The organism is Modestobacter sp. Leaf380 (assembly GCF_001424485.1).
Taxonomy (GTDB): domain Bacteria; phylum Actinomycetota; class Actinomycetes; order Mycobacteriales; family Geodermatophilaceae; genus Klenkia.
On sequence record NZ_LMQC01000025.1, the window covers coordinates 158,619 to 175,931 of the forward strand.

At 75.2% G+C, this 17,313-nt stretch carries 5 protein-coding genes; all 5 read right to left on the minus strand.

Annotated elements, in window-relative coordinates; all coding sequences use genetic code 11:
* The 5 genes from ASG41_RS22660 to ASG41_RS22680 are packed head-to-tail and all read right to left on the minus strand — an operon-like array spanning nucleotide 1 to nucleotide 17,305.
* Nucleotides 1-663 (minus strand): 4'-phosphopantetheinyl transferase, encoded by a 663-nt coding sequence (locus ASG41_RS22660; RefSeq protein WP_056301278.1) that lies wholly within the window; start codon nucleotides 661-663, stop codon nucleotides 1-3.
* On the minus strand, nucleotides 656-8,320 hold the full coding sequence (locus tag ASG41_RS22665) for a non-ribosomal peptide synthetase (protein ID WP_056301163.1): 7,665 nt from the start codon (nucleotides 8,318-8,320) through the stop codon (nucleotides 656-658). The genes ASG41_RS22660 and ASG41_RS22665 overlap by 8 nt, the downstream gene beginning before the upstream one ends.
* On the minus strand, nucleotides 8,317-9,273 hold the full coding sequence (locus ASG41_RS22670) for a hypothetical protein (RefSeq protein WP_157519674.1): 957 nt from the start codon (nucleotides 9,271-9,273) through the stop codon (nucleotides 8,317-8,319). The genes ASG41_RS22665 and ASG41_RS22670 overlap by 4 nt, the downstream gene beginning before the upstream one ends.
* Entirely contained in the window at nucleotides 9,270-10,853 is a 1,584-nt protein-coding gene (locus ASG41_RS22675) for an MBL fold metallo-hydrolase (RefSeq protein ID WP_056301169.1), read from the minus strand. The genes ASG41_RS22670 and ASG41_RS22675 overlap by 4 nt, the downstream gene beginning before the upstream one ends.
* Entirely contained in the window at nucleotides 10,850-17,305 is a 6,456-nt protein-coding gene (locus ASG41_RS22680; RefSeq protein WP_056301172.1) for a non-ribosomal peptide synthetase, read from the minus strand. The genes ASG41_RS22675 and ASG41_RS22680 overlap by 4 nt, the downstream gene beginning before the upstream one ends.
* Nucleotides 17,306-17,313 lie beyond the last annotated feature (8 nt).

A 17,313-nucleotide genomic window follows, 5' to 3' on the forward strand; every position in this document is an offset into this window, starting at 1 on the left:
TCAGTCCGAGCCTGCGGGGACGACGACGGCCGTGGTGATGATCCCCGACGCCACCGACCAGCGACCGGTGAAGCGGGTCAACGGCGCCCCGTCGACCCGGGGGCCGGGGACGAGCAACTCGGCGACGAGGCCGCCGTCGGGGGTGAGGTGGACCTCGGCGTCGTCGAAGTCCAGCCACCGACCCGTCAGCGGGAACCACGCCTTGTACACCGACTCCTTGGCGCTGAACGTCAGCCTGTCCCAGTGGACGCCCGGCCGGGACCGCTGCAGCAACGGGAGGGCGGCGCGTTCGCCCGGCCTGGTGACCAGCTCCAGCACCCCCCGCGGCAACGGTTCGTCCGGCTCGGCGTCGATGCCGAGCGAGCGGACGTGCACGGTGCGGGCCACCGCCGCCGCCCGGTAGCCCCGGCAGTGGGTCATGCTGCCGACGACCTCGGCCGGCCAGACCGGGGCGCCACCGGCGCCCCTCGGCAGCGGCCCCGGCGGCACGTCGATCGCGCGCAGCGCCGTCCGTGCGCAGTGCCGCACCGTGGCGTACTCCGCCCGGCGGGCAGGCACGGCCCGCGCCACGTCGGTCTCCTCCTCGGCGTGCACGACGACGGGCGCGGTGTCGGTGCGGGTCGAGCACACCGACACCGGCGGTCCGAGGACGGACTCAAGCACGGGCAGCCGGTGCGCCGGGCCGGTGCGCAAGGCCCGCCACGAACTCCTCCACATCGGCTTGCGTGATCGGCTCGACGTGTCCGCCGTGCCTGCTCCACCAGGTCTCGACCGGGGGCACGTAGTCGTCCTCGATGGTCGACAGGTCGACGCCGTCCTCGGTCCGGGGCAGCAGCAGGACCAGCGGGCGCAGGTCGGCTCCGCCCGGTGGGCGGGCGGCCTCGACCAGCGCGTCCCGGAAGGTGCGGGCGTCCACCGTCTCGAGAGGATGGCCGCATGCCGTGGTCCAGCTGATCAGGTCATCCCAGGCCAGCCGGTGCGGGCTGATCAGGTGGAAGCAACCGCCGTGGGTGTCGGTGCGGCGCCCGATCTCGACGATCCCGGCCGCGACCCGGTCGACCGGGGTGAGCGTCATCCCGACCTGCATCGCCGGCACCATCCCCAGGCGGAGCGCGGCCGACATGGCCCTCGTCACCAGGTCGTCGGAGTTCGCGACCCCGGTCCGCGTGCTCCACGACACCCGGGCCATGCGGATCACCGTCACGGGCAGGCCGCGCCGGCCGGCCTCCACGACCAGGTTCTCCGCCACCCACTTGGACTGCCCGTAGCCGCTGGACCGGGCGGCCGGTGGGTCGACCTGCCCGCTGGTCTCATCCACCTGCCCGCTGTCCATCGTCTCCGGGGTGAACACCGACATCGTCGAGACGTGGTGCACCGGCGTCGTCGTGCCCTCGCACGCCAGCCGGAGCACCTCGCGGGTGCCGCCGACGTTGACCGCCCGCATCGCCGCGTAGGGGTGCACGGCGTTCACGTCGGCGCCGCAGTGGTAGATCGCCGAGACCGACCGGCCCAGCGCCCCGAAGTCGGCCTCGCTCAGGCCGAGACGGTCCGCACCCAGGTCGCCGGCCACCACCTCGACCCGGTCCAGCGCCTCGGGCACAGCGGTCCGCCAGCGGTCCGCCGACGCCCGCAGCCGCGCCTGCGCAGCGTCGACGTCGGCGCCCCGCACGAGGCAGCGCACCCGCCGGTCGGTGGTCCGCAGCAGCTCGGCGAGGACGTGCGCCCCGAGGAAGCCGGTCGCCCCGGTGAGCAGCACCGGGCCGTCGGGGTCGGCCGGGGGCCCGTGCGGGTGGATTTCCTCGGCGAGCTCTGAGTCCGCGAGGAGCGTCCTGGCCAGGTCCTCGGTGCTGCCGCCCAGCAGGTGCTGAGCCAGCTGCGCGACCGTCGGGAAGGCCAGTGCGTCGTGCGGGGACATCACGACGCCGAGGTCGTCGGCGGCAGCGGCCACCCGCAGGGCCGACAGCGAATCGGCGCCGAGGTCGCGCAGCGGGTCCTCGATCCCGAGCCGCTCGACGCCGAGCACGTCCTCCCACAGCTCGGTCAGCCGCCGTTCCAGCGCGTTGCGCGGCGCGACGTACGCCGCCGAGGTGGCCGGCACCCGGTCGGACACCGGTAGGGCCGCCCGGTCGACCTTGTTCGCCGCCGACCTCGGCAGCGCCGGGAGGACGACGAGCAACCCGGGCACCAGGTGCTCGGGCAGCTCCCGCCGCAGCGCAGCGCGCAGTTCCTCGGGGGTTGGCTGCTCCGGCCCCGGGCACCCGGCGTAGCCGACGAGCCGGCTGTCACCGGCCGGGTTGCGCCCCAGGACGACGACGGCCTCAGCGACCCCGGGCCGGCGGAGCAGCCGGGCCTCGATCTCCCCGGGCTCGATCCGGTACCCCCGGAAGGACAACTGGTGGTCCCGCCGACCCAGGAACTCCAGGTCCCCCGCCGCGCGGCGGCGCACGACGTCCCCGGTGCGGTAGACCCGGGCCCCGGGCGGGCCGGCCGGGTCGGGCACGAACCGGTCCGCGGTGAGGTCGGGCCGGCCGCCGTACCCACGGGCCACGCCCTCGCCACCGACGTAGAGCTCCCCCGGCACCCCCCGCGGCACCGGCTGCAGGTGCCGGTCCAGCACGCGCACCGAGGTGCCCGCGATGGGCCGGCCGATCGCGACGGGCCGCGGCTGGTCGGGGTCGGCGGGGACGTCGTGGACGATGCAGCCGACGACGGTCTCGGTGGGGCCGTACTCGTTGACGATGCGCACCCCGGGCACGGCGCGGTGCCACGCCAGCACCGTCTCCAGGGGCAACTGCTCCCCCCCGACCACCACGGTGCCCACCACCGGGCGACCGGGTGCGTCCGACAGCAGACCGTGCAGGACGTCGAGGTGCCCGGGCGTGGCCTTGAGCAGGTCGATGCCTGGTCCGGCGATCATCCCCGCCACCGCCTCCGTCTCGCGCCCCACCGGCAGCGCGGTGACCCGCTGCCCGGCCACCAGCGGCACCAGCAGGTTGGTCACGGTGAGGTCGAAGGCGATCGACCCCAGCAGGGGGGCGCCACCGCCGCCGGGCACGGTGTACGCCTCCATCGCCCAGGTCAGGTAGTTCGCCAGACCGCGGTGGGTCACGAGCACGCCCTTGGGCCGCCCGGTCGACCCCGAGGTGTAGATGCAGTACGCCAGGTTGTCCGGGTGCACACGACGTGGCACCGGGCCATCGGGCTGGCCCTCGATCGCCGGCCAGTCGCCGTCCAGGTAGAGGGCCGGGATGTCCAGCGGGGGCAGCCGCCCGTCGAGGTGGTCCTGGGTGAGCAGCATCCGGGCCCCGCAGTCGTGCAGGGCGTGGGCCGACCGTGCGGGTGGGTGGGCAGGGTCCAGCGGCAGGTAGGCCGCGCCGGCCTTGAGCACGCCGAGCACCCCGACCAGCAGCTCCAGCCCCGGTTCGACGCAGATGCCGACGAACTGGTCGCGCCCGATCCCCGAGGTGCGCAGGTAGTGGGCCAGCTTGTTGGAGCGCTCGTCGAGGTCGCGGAAGGTCCACCCGTGGCCGTCGGGCAGGACCAGGGCGAGTGCGTCGGGCACCGCCCGCGCCGCCGCCTCGAACAGCTGGGGGACGTCGGACGCCGGCTCCGACGGCGCCGCTCCGGTGCTCTCCTCGGCCGACCGGCGGAGCTCGTCGTCGGGCAGCCGGGCCGCCCACGCATCGCCGTCGGGGTCCTCGCTCATGGCCACCAGCACCAGCCGGTACATCGCGGCCAGCCGCTCGCCGTGGTCCCGGTCGACCGCGTCGGGGTGCAGGCGCAGGGTGAGCAGCCCCTGCCGGAAGGCGGTGGCCGACAGGGCGAACTCGATCTGCGAGTCGTCGATGCTGGCCCCGAAGTCGACCAGCTCCTCGTCGACGGTGCGGAAGTCGAGGTAGTTGAACACCACGTCGAGCAGGCGGCCCCCGCCGGGCCGGTCACGCTGGATGGCGCCCAGCGGGTAGCGACGGTGCGGCCACAGCTCGATCTCCTGCGCGAAGACCTCGGTGACCAGCTCGCGCCAGGTGGCGGCCGTGAGCTCGAACGGGAACGGCACCGTGTTGAGGAACAGGCCGTAGAGCCGGTCGGCGCCTGCCACCTCGGGCCGGGTGTCGCACACCAGCCCGCTGAGGAACCTGGGCTCGTCGGTCAGCATGCTCATGACCTTCAGGTGGGCGGCGTGCAGCACGGCCTTGAATGGCACCTCGGCCGTCCGGGCCAGCGCGCGCAGCCCCGGCTCCAGGTCGGCGAACATCACCTCCACCCGGATCGGCCCACCGCCGGCGCGCTCGCCTGCGCCGCCCCAGCCGCTGGGCACGGACCACCGGGCCGCGCCGTCGACCACCCCGCGCCAGTGGTCGCGGTGCGCCGGGTCCGCCAGCGCGGCCCGCTCGGCGGCGACGTGGTCGGCGAAGCGGACCCCCAGCGGTTCCGGGTCGACCACCGTCTTGCCGTCCCGGAGCTGGCCGTAACAGGTCAGCAGCTCCATCAGGAGCATGTGGTAGCTCCAGCCCTCCATGATCGGGTGGCACTCGGTGATGATCAGGGACCACTCCCCGGGGGCGCGGACCACCGCGTGCAGCCGGAGCAGCGACGGCGTCGAGACGTCGAAGAGCCGGGCGCGTTCCTCGGCCATGCGGGCCCGGACCAGCTCGTCCTGCGCGGCCGGGGGCAGGTGCTGCGCGTCCTCGACGGTGGTCGGCAGCTGGGCCGTGCGGTGCACCAGCTGCATCGGCTCGCTGAAGGTCGCCATGTCGAACCCGGTACGCAGCACCTCCTGCCGCTGGACCACCCGCTCCACCGCCGCGCGGAACGCCGCCGGGGAGAACGGGACGCCGTCGCGGACCAGATAGGTGGTTGCGTTGTGGTAGTAGTTCACCGCGCTGTCGGAGAACATCTCGACGAGCATGCCGGCCTGCAGCGTCGTCAGCGGGTACGCGTCCTCCAGGTCGGCCGCCAGTGCCGCCCGGTCCCGCTCGGGCACCAGGTCGAAGGCCGCTAGCCGCGGTGCGGCGCCGGTCAGCGGCTGCCGGTCCAGCAGGAGCCCGGCAAGCTCGGCCGGCGTCGAGTGGGCGAAGACGTCGTCCACGGCCAGGTCCAGGCCGGCGGCGCGCAGCTGCCCCACGAGCGCCACGGCGCTGAGCGAGTCGCCGCCGATGTCGAAGAAGTCGTCGTCGACGCCGACCTCGGCCAGCCCCAGCGTGCTCGCCAGGGCGGTGACCAGCTGCTGCTCCAGCGGTGACCGCGGCGCGGCCGCCGTCTCCGCCGCGCCCGAGGCCGCCCGGTCAGGGTCGGGGAGCGCGGCCCGGTCGACCTTGCCGTTGCTGGTGAGCGGGATGTCCTCGAGGACGACGACGTGCGCCGGCACCATGTGCTCGGGCAGCAGACCGGCGACGAACCGCCGCAGGTCCTCGGCCGACGGGTCCGCGGGGGCGTCGGTGGTCACGGCGTCGGTGGTCACGTAGGCGACCAGCAGCCCGGTGCCCGCGGCACCGGTCCGCAGGGTGACCACGGCGTCGCGGACGAGCGGGTGGGTCCGCAGCGCGGACTCGACCTCCCCGGCCTCCACGCGGTGGCCACGCACCTTCAGCTGCTCGTCCCGGCGGCCCAGGAACGCCACGACGCCGTCGGGGCCCACCCGGGCCCGGTCGCCGGTGCGGTACAGGCGCGCGCCGGGCGGACCGAAGGGGTCGGGCACGAAGCGCTCGGCGGTCAGCCCGGGCAGGTCCCGGTAGCCCAGGGCGAGCTGCGCGCCGCCCAGGTGCAGCTCGCCCTCCACCCCGGGCGGCACCGGCGCGAGGTCAGGGCCCAGGCAGTGCACCGACGTCCCGGGGACGGCCCGCCCGATGGGCAGCGACCCGCCGCCGTCGGCCGGCACCCCGGTCGGCGCCTCCACCCGGTGGACGACGTTGGCCACGGTGTTCTCCGTCGGGCCGTACTCGTTGACCACCACACCGGTGCCCCCCGCGAGGTCCCACCATCGGGCGGCCAGCGACGCCGGGAAGGCCTCGCCCCCGACGACGAGGTGGTGGGCGAGACCGGCGGCGTCGGCGCCGTCGAGCTGGTCGACCAGGAGCTCCAGGTGCCCGGGGGTCAGCTTGAGGAAGCTGAACGGCCGACCACCCGCGGCCTCCGCCAGGGCGGGCCCGAGCCTGCGGGTGGACAGGTCCGCCGGCAGCAGGTGCACGGGCTGGCCGGCCACCACCGGCAGGAACAGGGTGGTCACGACCAGGTCGAAGGCGATCGAGGAGAACAGCGCCGCCCCGTTGCCGTCCGCGGAGAGGTACTCCCCCGCGGCCCACCCCAGGTAGTTCGCCAGGTTCCCGTGGGTGACCAGCACACCCTTGGGTCGTCCGGTGCTGCCGGAGGTGTACACCAGGTAGGCGACGGCCGACGGGTCGGGTTCGCCGGGCAGGTCCGCCGACGGCGCGCCGTCGATCTCGGGTCCGTCCAGGTCGACCGCCAGCACGGCGCCGCCGGCCGAGGCCGCCGGCAGCTCCGAACGGGTGATGGTCAGGACGGCGCCGGAGTCGGCGAGGACGGCGGCCGACCTCGCGGGCGGGTCGCCGGGGTCCAGGGGGACGTAGGCCGCGCCGGCGCGCCACACGCCGAGCAGGCAGGGCAGCAGGTCCAGCCCCCGCTCCAGGCACACCGCCACGGTGGCCCCGGGCCGCACCCCCCGGTCGCGCAGGACGTGCGCGACCCGGTTGCTGCGCTCGTGCAGCTGCGCGAAGGTCAGCCGCTGCATGCCCTGCACGACGGCCGGGTCGGCCGGCGCGGTGCGGGCCAGCTCGGCCACCCGCCTGCTGACCGGGTGCAGCACGGCCGGGGCGGTCTCGCCGGCCCGCGGCCCGAGCACGGCCGCCCGCTCGCCCGGTCCCATCACCTCCACGGTGGACAGCGGCGCGGTGGGGTCGTGGGTCACCGCGTCGAGCAGGGTGCACAGGTGCGCGGCGAAGCGCTGGACCGTACCGGGGCCGAACAGCGCAGTGGGGTACTCCAGGACGCCCCGCAGCCCGCCGTCGCGGCGGGCGGTGAGCTCGAGCCGGAGGTCGTGCTTGGCCGCGGCCGGGACGACGTCGACCACGTCGACCTCCAGGCCCGGCAGCACGAGGTGCCGGGGGGAGGCCTCCACCATGTCGTACATGACCTGGAAGAGCGGGGTCCGGGACGGGTCGCGCCGCGGCTGGAGCTCCTCGACCAGCTGCGGGACCGGGGCCTCCTGGTGGGACAGGGCGTCCAGCACCAGGGCCCGGTCGTGCTCGAGCAGCTGGGCGAAGCTCGGGTCTCCCTCCCGGACCGACCGGAGCACCACGGTGTTGAGGAAGTACCCGACGAGGTGCTGGACCTCGGGCCGGCTCCGACCCGCGACCGCGGTGCCGACCGTCAGGTCCGACTGGCCCGACCATCGGTGCAGCAGCTCCCGGAACGCGGTGAACCCCACCGTGAACAAGGTGGTGTCGTACCGGCGCGCCAGGTCGCGCAGCCGGTCCCCGGATCCGGGCGGGACCTCGAACTCGTACCGGTCCCCGGCCCACGAGCGCCGGGCCGAGCGGGGGTGGTCCAGCGGCAGCTCGATCACCGGGACCCCGGCGAGCTGCGTGCGCCAGTACCCGAGCTCGCGCTCGAGCGCGTCGCCGGTCAGGCGCGCCCGCTGCCAGGCCGCGACGTCGGCGTACTGCACCGGCAGGTCGGGCAGCGGCGGCGCCTCCGGCGACCCGACGAGGTGCAGGTAGGAGGAGAACAGTTCGTCGACCAGCAGTCCCGAGGACCACCCGTCGCCGGCGATGTGGTGCACGGTGAGGACCAGCAGGTGCCGGTCGGCGGCCAGCCTCAGCACGTGTACCCGCGCGGGGTGCTCGCGCCCGAGGTCGAAGGCGACTCCCGCCTCGGCGCGCGCCACCCCGAGCGCGTGCTCCTCGCGCCGGTCGGCGGGGACCTCCGCGAGGTCGCTGACCCGCACGGGCGGTACCGCGGACACCGGGTCGACGACCTGGAGGAGGTCCGCGTCGGCCAGCTGGTAACGCGTACGCAGCACCTCGTGCCGCTCTGCGGTCGACCGCCAGGCACCGTCGAGGGCCGCGAGGTCGAGCTCCCCGCCGACCCACATGGTCAGCGGGATGACGTACTCCGGGCTGCCCGGGTCCAGCACGCTGAGGAACCACAGCTGCTGCTGGCCGAACGAGGTGACCAGCCGGCCCGGGCGCGGCACCCGCGGGATCCCGTGGCGGGCCCCGCGGTGACCGCCGGCCAGCCGTGCGGCCAGCAGGGCACGGCGCATGTCCCCGACGGTGTCGGCACCCACGCTCTGCGTGCTCATCCGCTCCCCTCCCGTCGCGTCAGCAGGGCCGTCAGCCACGCGAGGTCGACGTCCTCGACCACGCCCTCGGCAACGAGGAACTCGCCGAGCTCGGCCGCGTCCCAGGTCCCCCGGCGGAGGACCTCCCGGGCGTCGCGCTCCTCCTCCTCGGTGACCTGCGGGCGGTGGCCGGCGGTGTAGGCCATGTCGAAGGAGGCGAAGCCGTCGCGGTTGAAGTTGTCCAGCACGGCACGCACCCGGGCCTCACCGGTGACGACGTGCTGCGCGATGGAGGCGGCGGTGGACCCCTGCACGCCCAGCAGGACCATCTGCGCCCGTTGCCAGGAGACCGCCGGGGTGCCCGCCGACCCCGCCAGTGCCCACAGCGACGCCATCTCCTCCTCGCCGACCTGGCGGACCAGGGGGGCCGGCGCGGCGCGGCGGGGCGGCGGGCGGCGCGAGAAGCGCACCGGGACGGTGGTCATGCGGGCCTTCCACGCCGTCAGGGCCGGCTGCCAGCCCAGCTCGACGGGGACCGACCACTGGTCGAGACCGGAGAGGTCGATGTCCAGCAGCGCCCGGTAGGCCTCCTCGGGCAGCGCGGGGTCCAGCCGGACGGAGTGGCCGCTGGCGGCGTCCTCGACGTGGACCACGTGGGCCCGGCCCCAGTCGGCCGGGTCGGCACGCATCGACTGCAGGGCCGCGACCAGCTCGCCCAGCGACCGCCACCCGGTGCCCGGTTCCTGCGCGAAGGAGTCGAGGAAGGGGGCCAGGGGGACGTCGAGCACGATCCGGAACGCCGACGTCGGCGGTGGGCCGCCGTAGGAGTGGCCCTCGACCCCGGCGTCCATCCCGCGGGCGCCGAACAGGTCCTCGATGGTAGCGAGCTCGGCGGTGGTCGGCCCGGTGTCCAGCAGCACCCGCACCTGCAGGCGACCCACCACGACCGGGGCCGGTGCGGGTGCCCGGGTCACCACCGCAGTTCCTCGCGGACCAGCAGGTGCTCGGCGTGCACACCGCGGTCGGCGCAGGTGGAGAGGAACTCCTTCACCTGCAGCAACTGGTAGGAGGCAGGGGTGTAGCTGGTCGCCATGACGTGCTGCAGCCAGTCCTCCTGCCCCATCGCGTAGACGTAGGCCTCCGGGGCGCCCAGCTCGGCCACGACGGCACTGGCCTGCGCGGCGTTCGAGCCCGAGAGCTTGCGGGTGATCGCCATCTTCCGCGGGACCGGTTGGGTGAACAGCGAGCTGTAGAGCCAGCTCAGCGGCGCACCGTCGCACTCCATCCCGATGAAGGCCATGTCCGCCCGGCCCAGCGTGCGCCGGATCTGCGCGTACAGCTCGGACTCCAGGCCCGAGGTGTCCGCGCCCACGAACACGTTCCGCCCGGCGATCCGCACCCAGTAGCTGCTCTTGGCACGGATGTCGAGGTCGCAGTGCTCGCCGAAGAACGGGGCGGCCACGACCGAGCCGCCGGGGAAGGTGATCTCGTCCAGGTCGTCGACCTCCCGCACCCGCATGCCGGCGGCCTCCAGGAACAACCGCAGCGACGGGTCCTGCCGCTGCCCGCCCCCGTTGCGCGGGACCACGACGGTGCCGACCCGGTGCCGCAGCTGCAGCAGGGTCTCCAGCACGACGTGGTCCTGGTGGGCGTGGGTGATCAGGACCAGGTCGATGGTGTCCGGCAGGTCCTCGTAGGTGAACCGGTCGCCCGCCGCGGTGTCGGAGCTGATGAACGGGTCCACCAGCACGCTGGCGCCCGGCGCCTGGAGCAGCAGGCAGGCGTGGCCGAAGTAGCGGATCCGGCCGCCCTCGGCGTCGCGGTCGGCCACCGGGGACCGGTCGGGGGTCAGCAGGCTGCGCAGCAGCTCCTCCTGCCTGCCGTCCCCGATCTCCAGCGCGGCGGCCACCTCGGCCAGCGGCCGGGCCCGCGACCGGAGGGAGAACAGGTCGTCGATGCCCGGGTGGTCCAGCTGCAGCGGCAGCTGCAGGTGCCCCGGCGCGGGCAGCCGGGGGGTGCTGAGGATGAACGGCGGCGACGTGCCGTCGTCCAGGGACAGGTCGACCGACTCACGCTCCCGCCGGTGCACCTCGCTGCGGTAGAGCAGCGGTTCGAGGAACCGCAGCGTGGCGTGGTGGTCGGTGTCGTAGACCAGCTCGGTCACCCCGCGCAGCTCCGGCGGCAGCAGCGCGTACAGCGGGGACAGGTCGAAGCCCGTGGCTCGGGCCCGCAGCATCTCCTCGGCCAGCGTGACCGCTTCGGCGAACGCCAGCGCCACCTTGTCGTCCCGGACGACGGAGTCCCGGAGGTCGGCCACCTCGTCGACCCGCGAGGACGGGGCGGCGATGAAGAAGCCGCCCTTCATCTTCGGGTTGGCCACCGCCGCCTCGTGCACCTCGGGGTGCTGCACGAACGAGTCCATGATCGGCAGGAGCAGGTTCGCCGTCGTCATGGCCCCGGTGACGGGGGCGTACACGTGGGTCCAGGCCACGAACCGGTTGACCAGGCCCTCGATGCGGACGTTGGGCCTGAGGTAGAGGGGTTCACTGCTCACGGGTGCCTCCTGGGGCCTGCGACCTCGGTGGTGACCGCGAACGCGGCCACCTCCTCGTCGGTGAGTCGGTCGATCTCGGCGGTGATCTCGGCCTCGACGGCCGCGGCGAGCTGGGCGACGGTGGGGCGCTCGAAGACCAGGCGCACCGGGATCTCGACCTCGAACTCCTCGGCGACCCGCGAGACCAGCTGCACGGCGAGGATCGAGTGGCCGCCACCGGCGAAGAAGTTGTGCAGGACCCCGGACCCAGGACCCAGGAGATCGGTCCAGATCTCCAGCAGCCGCTCCTCGACGACGGTGCGCGGTGCCACCACGGGGACGTCCGCGTCCCGGGCCGGGGCGGTCCGGGTACCCGAACCGGCCAGCCGGCGCCGGTCGACCTTGCCGTTGGACGTCACCGGGAGGGCGTCGAGCCGGTTCCAGAAGCGCGGCACCATCGGCTCGGGCAGGTGCTCCCAGCAGTGGTCGACGAGCTGGTCCTCCTCGACCGTCTCCCCGGTGGGCACCCAGTGGGCCACCAGCGCCACGTCCCCGCCGTCCGCCGCCGGCACGACCACGGCCTCCAGTACACCCGGGTGGGCGGTCAGCACGGCGGCGACCTCACCGGGCTCCACCCGGTGCCCGCGGATCTTCAGCTGGTCGTCGGCGCGGCCGAGGTGCTCCAGGACGCCGTCCGGTCGCCGGCGGACGACGTCCCCGGTGCGGTACACCCTGCTCCCCGAGCCGGCCGGGTCGGGGACGAACCGGTCGGCGGTCAGGTCCGGGCGACCCAGGTAGCCGCGGGCGAGCTGCACACCGGCCAGGTGCAGCTCACCGGGGACGCCGACCGGGACCCGGTTCAGGTCGGCGTCCAGGACGTGCAGCCGCGTGTTCCAGACCGGCTCCCCGATCGGCACCGCCGTGCCCGGTGCGGTCGGGGCGCACTCCCAGGCCGTCACGTCCACGGAGGCCTCGGTGGGGCCGTACAGGTTGTGCAGCTCGACCCCGGGCAGGACCTCGTGGAAGCGGTCCCGCAGCGCCGGGCCGAGGGCCTCGCCGCTGCACACCACGCGGCGCAGGCCGGTGCACGCGCCGGCCGACGGGTGCCCGAGGAAGGCGCTCAGCATCGAGGGCACGAAGTGGACGGTGGTGATGCGCTCCTGCTGGACGAGCGCGGCCAGGTAGGCGGGGTCCCGGTGCCCCTCGGGTCGCGCGAGCACGAGGGCCGCTCCGCACGTCAGCGGCCAGAAGAACTCCCACACCGACACGTCGAAGGTCGCGGGTGTCTTCTGCAGCACCCGGTCCTGCGCCGTGAGGCCGAAGTGGTCCTGCATCCAGGCGAGACGGTTCACGATGCCGGCGTGCGGGACGACGACGCCCTTGGGTCCACCGGTGGAGCCCGAGGTGTGGATGACGTAGGCCGGGTTGTCCGGCGCCGGCGCGCTCGGCTCGGCGATCGGGCCCGCGTCGTCGGCGGCGTCCACCAGGAGGCGTGGGACGTCCGAGGCCGGCAGGACGTCGTCCCCGGCGGCGGTGGTGAGGACCAGCTCGGGCTGCGACCCGGCGAGGAGCGCGGCCAGCCGGCCGGGCGGGTGCCCGAGGTCGACGGGGAGGTAGGCCGCGCCGGCCCGGAGCACGGCGTGCAGCGCCACGACGAGCTCGACCGAGCGGGGCAGCGCGACCGCGACGACGCTCTCCGGCCTCACCCCTCGCGCGGCGAGGGCACCCGCCAGCCGACCCGCCCGCGCCGCCAGCTCGGCGTAGGTGAGGGTGGTCCCACCGAGCACGACGGCACAGGCCTGCGGGGTGCGCGCGGTCTGCCGGTCGAGCAGGTCGACCAGGGTCATCTGGTCCACCGGGTGCGCCGTGGCGTTCCAGCGCTCGAGCTGGCCGGCCTCGGCCTCCGTGAGGAGCTCCAGCTCGCCCACGGGCACCTCGAAGCCCTCCGCGACCTGGCCGAGCAGGTGCAGGTAGTGCCCGGTCATCCGCTCGGCCGTCGCGCGGTCGAACAGCGCGGTCGCGAACTCCAGGGTGCCGCGCAGCGTGCCGTCGGCCCGCCGGCGCATGATCAGGCCCAGGTCCTGGCGGGCGGCCCGGGGGATCCCGTCCACCGCGCCGTCGCCGGGCTCGTCGGCGTCGGCCCCTGCGTGGCCGTCGTGCTGCAGGTCGAACAGCACGTCGAACAGCGGGTTCCGGGACATGTCCCGGTCGACGGCCAGCCGGTCGACGAGGTGGTCGAACGGGACGTCCTGGTGGGCCAAGCCGTCCAGGACCGTGCCGCGCACCCGGTCCACGACCTGGGCGAACGTGGGCTCACCGGACAGGTCGCACCGCAGGACGAGGGTGTTGATGAACAGCCCCACCACCCCGGCCAGCTCCGGTCGCGAGCGGCCCGCCACCGGCGACCCGACCGCGACGTCGCGCTGCCCGCTGTACCGGGACAGCAGGACCGTGAATGCGGCGAGCAGGACGACCGACGAACTGGCGCCCTGCTGCCGACCGGCCCGCTGCACCGCCCGGGCGACGTCGTCGGGGACGGCGAAGGCCACCGCTCCCCCGCGGGGGTCCCGCACCACCGGCCGGCGGCGGTCGACGGGCAGGTCCAGGACCGGCAGGCCGGCCAGCGCACCTTCCCAGTGGGCCAGCTGGTCGGCGAGGTCGGCACCGTCGAGCGAGGCCCGCTGCCAGGCGGCGACGTCGGTGTAGCGCAGCGGGAGCGCCGGCAGCTGCGCCGGCCGCCCCCGGGTGCGGGCGTCCAGGAGCTCGAGCAGGTCCCGTGCGAGCACGCCGGTGGACCAGCCGTCGCAGGCGATGTGCGGCATGAGCAGCATGAGCACCGGGTCGTCGTCCTGCGGCTGGGCCAGGACCGCGCGCAGCACCGGGCCGCGGGCGAGGTCGAACCCGCGCCCGAGGTCGTCGGCGAAAGCCGCCGCCGGCCGAGCCTGCACCACCCGGAGGACGACCTCGCCCGGCGGGTCGACCACCTGCAGGGGCTCCCCAGCTACGTCGGTGAAGCGGGTGCGCAGCGCGGGGTGCCGGGCGACCAGGTCGCCGACGGCGGCGCGCAGCGCCAGCGGGTCGGTCCCGCGCGGCAGCGGCACGAAACACGGGGTGAGGTACTCCAGGCTCCCCGGGTTGAGCTTGTCCAGCACCCACAGGCGCCGTTGCCCGGACGACGTCGTGAACGGCCCCGGTCCGTCGAGCACCGGGATCGGCTCGTCGGCGGCAGCCGGCGACCTGGCGTCGACCAGCGCGGCCTGACCCCGGACCGTGAGCGCGGAGAACAGCTCACGCACGGGCACCTCGACACCCGTGCGCAGCCGCAGGTGGACCACGAGCTGCCCGAGCAGCAGGGAGTGGCCCCCCGCCGCGAAGAAGTCGTCGTCGACGCCGACCCCCTCGACCCCGAGCACGTCGGCCCACGCCTCGGCCACCGCCCGCTGCGACGCAGTCGTGGGGGGTACCAGGTGGCTGCGGTCCTGGGCCCGCGGGACCGGGAGGGCCGCGGTGTCGACCTTGCCGTTGGGGGTCCGCGGCAGCGCCGGCAGCGTCAGGACCGCCCCGGGCACCATCGCCGGGGGCAGTCGCAGCCGCAGGAAGGCCCGCAGCTCGGCCGGGTCGACCGGGCTCGTGGGGGTGACGGGGACGACGTAGGCGACCAGGCGCCGCGGGCCGTCGTCGGTGCGCACCGCCTGCACGTGGCACTGCGCGACCGCGGGGTGCTCGGCGAGCGCGGCGCGGACCTCGCCCGGCTCGACCCGGACCCCGTTGACCTTGACCTGGTCGTCGATGCGCCCGACGAACTCCAGCACGCCGTCCGACCGCCGCCGGACGCGGTCCCCGGTGCGGTACAGGCGGGCGCCCGGCGGGCCGTACGGGTCGGGGCAGAACCGCTCGGCCGTCAGGTCCGCGCGGCCCAGGTACCCCCGGCCCACCGCCGTCCCGCCGACGTGCAGCTCCCCCACGGTGCCGGGGCCGACCAGGTGGCCGTGGCCGTCGAGCACCAGCAGGACGGCACCGTCCACGGGCGTGCCGATGGGGACCGGGCCCCGCCCGCCGTCCGGCGGGACCTCGTGGGCGGCGACGTCGATCGCGCACTCGGTGGGCCCGTAGGTGTTCCAGACCCGCACGGGGACCCGGTTCCGGAGGCGTTGCACCAGCTCGTGGTCCAGCGGCTCACCGGCCGACCACACCTGGCGCAGACCCCCGCAGCCCTCCCAGCCGGGAGCGTCCAGCAGTGCGCGCAGGACCGAGGGCACGACCTGCAGCACCGTGGCCCCGTTGCCGGCGACGGCGCGCACCAGTGCGGCGGGGTCGTGCTCGACCCCGCGCGGGGCCATCACCACGGTGCCCCCGGACACCAGGGCGGCGAACCACTCGAGCACGGCCGCGTCGAACGCCACCCGAGTCTTGGCCAGCACCCGGTCCTCCGCGGTCAGACCCTGGGTACGCACCGTCCACTGCACCCGGGCGGCGATCGCCCCGTGGGTGACGACGACGCCCTTCGGCACCCCGGTGGACCCCGAGGTGTACATGACGTAGGCGGCGTCGTCCCCGCACACCGGGACCGGCACCACGGGGTCGCCCGCTGCAGGTGGGGGCTCCACCCCGGGGACGGTGCACGGCACGACCGGCCGACCGCCGGAGATGTCCGCGGCCAGGTCGGTCAGGTCCGGCGCCGCCACGACAGCCACGGAGCCGGAGAGCTCCAGCAGCTGGGTGAGCCTGACCGGAGGCAGGTCGGGGTCCAGCGGGAGGAAGGCGGCACCGACCACCCAGGTGGCCACCGTGGCGACCGACAGCTCCAGGCCCCGGCCGGTGCACACCGCCACGACCGATCCGCGGCCCACCCCGTGTGCACGCAGCTGCGCCGCCAGCGACGCGGCCGCGGTCTGCAGCCCGGCGCGGGTGAGCGACCGGTCGCCCGCACGCACCGCGGTCGACCCCGGTGCCAGCCGCGCCTGGCGGGCCACGGCCTCCGGCAGCAGGGGGACGGCCGGGTCGGTGCGGGCGCCGGTGGACACGACCAGGTCGCGCCGCCGGCCCTCCGCGCCCAGCAGGTCGACGGTCTGCCAGGCCTCGTCGGGGTCGCTGCCGACCGTGGCCAGGACCCGGGTGTACTGCTCCAACAGCCGGCGGGCCGTCGGCTCGTCGAAGAGCACGGTCGAGTGCTCCAGCTGCACCTCCCACGAGCCGTCCGGGCGGGGCACCAGGTGCACGGTGAGGTCGACGAGCGACCCGCTGGGGGTGACCGGCCCCGGGATCTCGTCCCCGGGGGGCCGCTCCTGGTCCTGCATGGGCATGTTGCAGGCCACCTGGACCAGGGGCGGCGCGGCCCGTCCGGCCGGTCCGCGGAGCTCGCGGACCAGGACCTCGAAGGGGATGTCCTGGTGCGCCATGGCATCGGTCAGTGCGGTGTGCACCGTGCGCAGCACGTCCCGGAAGCTCTGCCGGTCCCCGGGTCCGGCCAGACCGATGCGCACCGGCAGCACGTTGACGAACACCCCGACCAGGTTCTGCACCTCGGGCAGGTGGCGGCCGCCCACCTGCACACCGATGACGAGGTCGTGCCGGCCACCGGTGCGCGCGAGCAGTGCCGCCAGCGCGGCCAGCCCCACCGCGTAGGCCGTCGTCCCGGTCTCCCGGGCGAGCACCCGCAGGGCCTCCGCCTCCTCGACGGGCAGTCGGGTGGTCACGGTGGCGCCGGCGAAGGTGGGCTCGGCCGGCCTCGCCCGGTCGATGGGGAGGTCCAGGAGCGGGGGCAGGTCGGCCAGCCGGTCCAACCAGTGGGCGAGCTGGTCGTCGTGCTCCCCGGACTCCAGCCGTCCGCGCTGCCAGGCCGCGTAGTCGGTGTAGGGCACCGGCACCGGCGGACGCAGGGCGGCAGGCACCGACAGCTCCCGCATCACCAGCAGGATCGACGTCGCGTCGGCCACCAGGTGGTGCAGACCCATCACCAGCACGTGGTCCTCCGGACCCAGCTGCAGCAGGGCCATCCGCCACAACGGCCCCACCTCGAGGTCGAAGGGCGCCAGCACCACCGACCGCACGTGCTCCTCGATCTCCGCCGGCCCCGCGGGCCCGCCGCGCAGGTCGACGACCGGGAGGTCCACCTCGACCCGGGGCAGGACCACGCCGCGCGGTTGGCCGTCGCGCACCTGCACGACGGTCCGCAGCGCGTCGTGCCGGGCGACGACCGCGGCCATGGCCTCGGCCACGCCCGCCGCGTCCACCGGGCCGGCCAGCCGGATGGCTGCCCCGAGGTTGAACACGGGGACATCCCCGGCCAGCTGCCCGGCCAGCCAGATGCGCTCCTGGGCGAAGGACAGCAGATGGGGGCCGTCGCCGGCCGGCGGGATGCGGCTGGCCGGCGACACGTGGAGTGCGGCCCCGCTGGTCAGCCGGGCCAGCAGCTCCCGCTTGACCGCCGAGAGACCGTCGGCGGCCACCGGGCCGTCCGTGGACTGCTCCATGCTCCCCT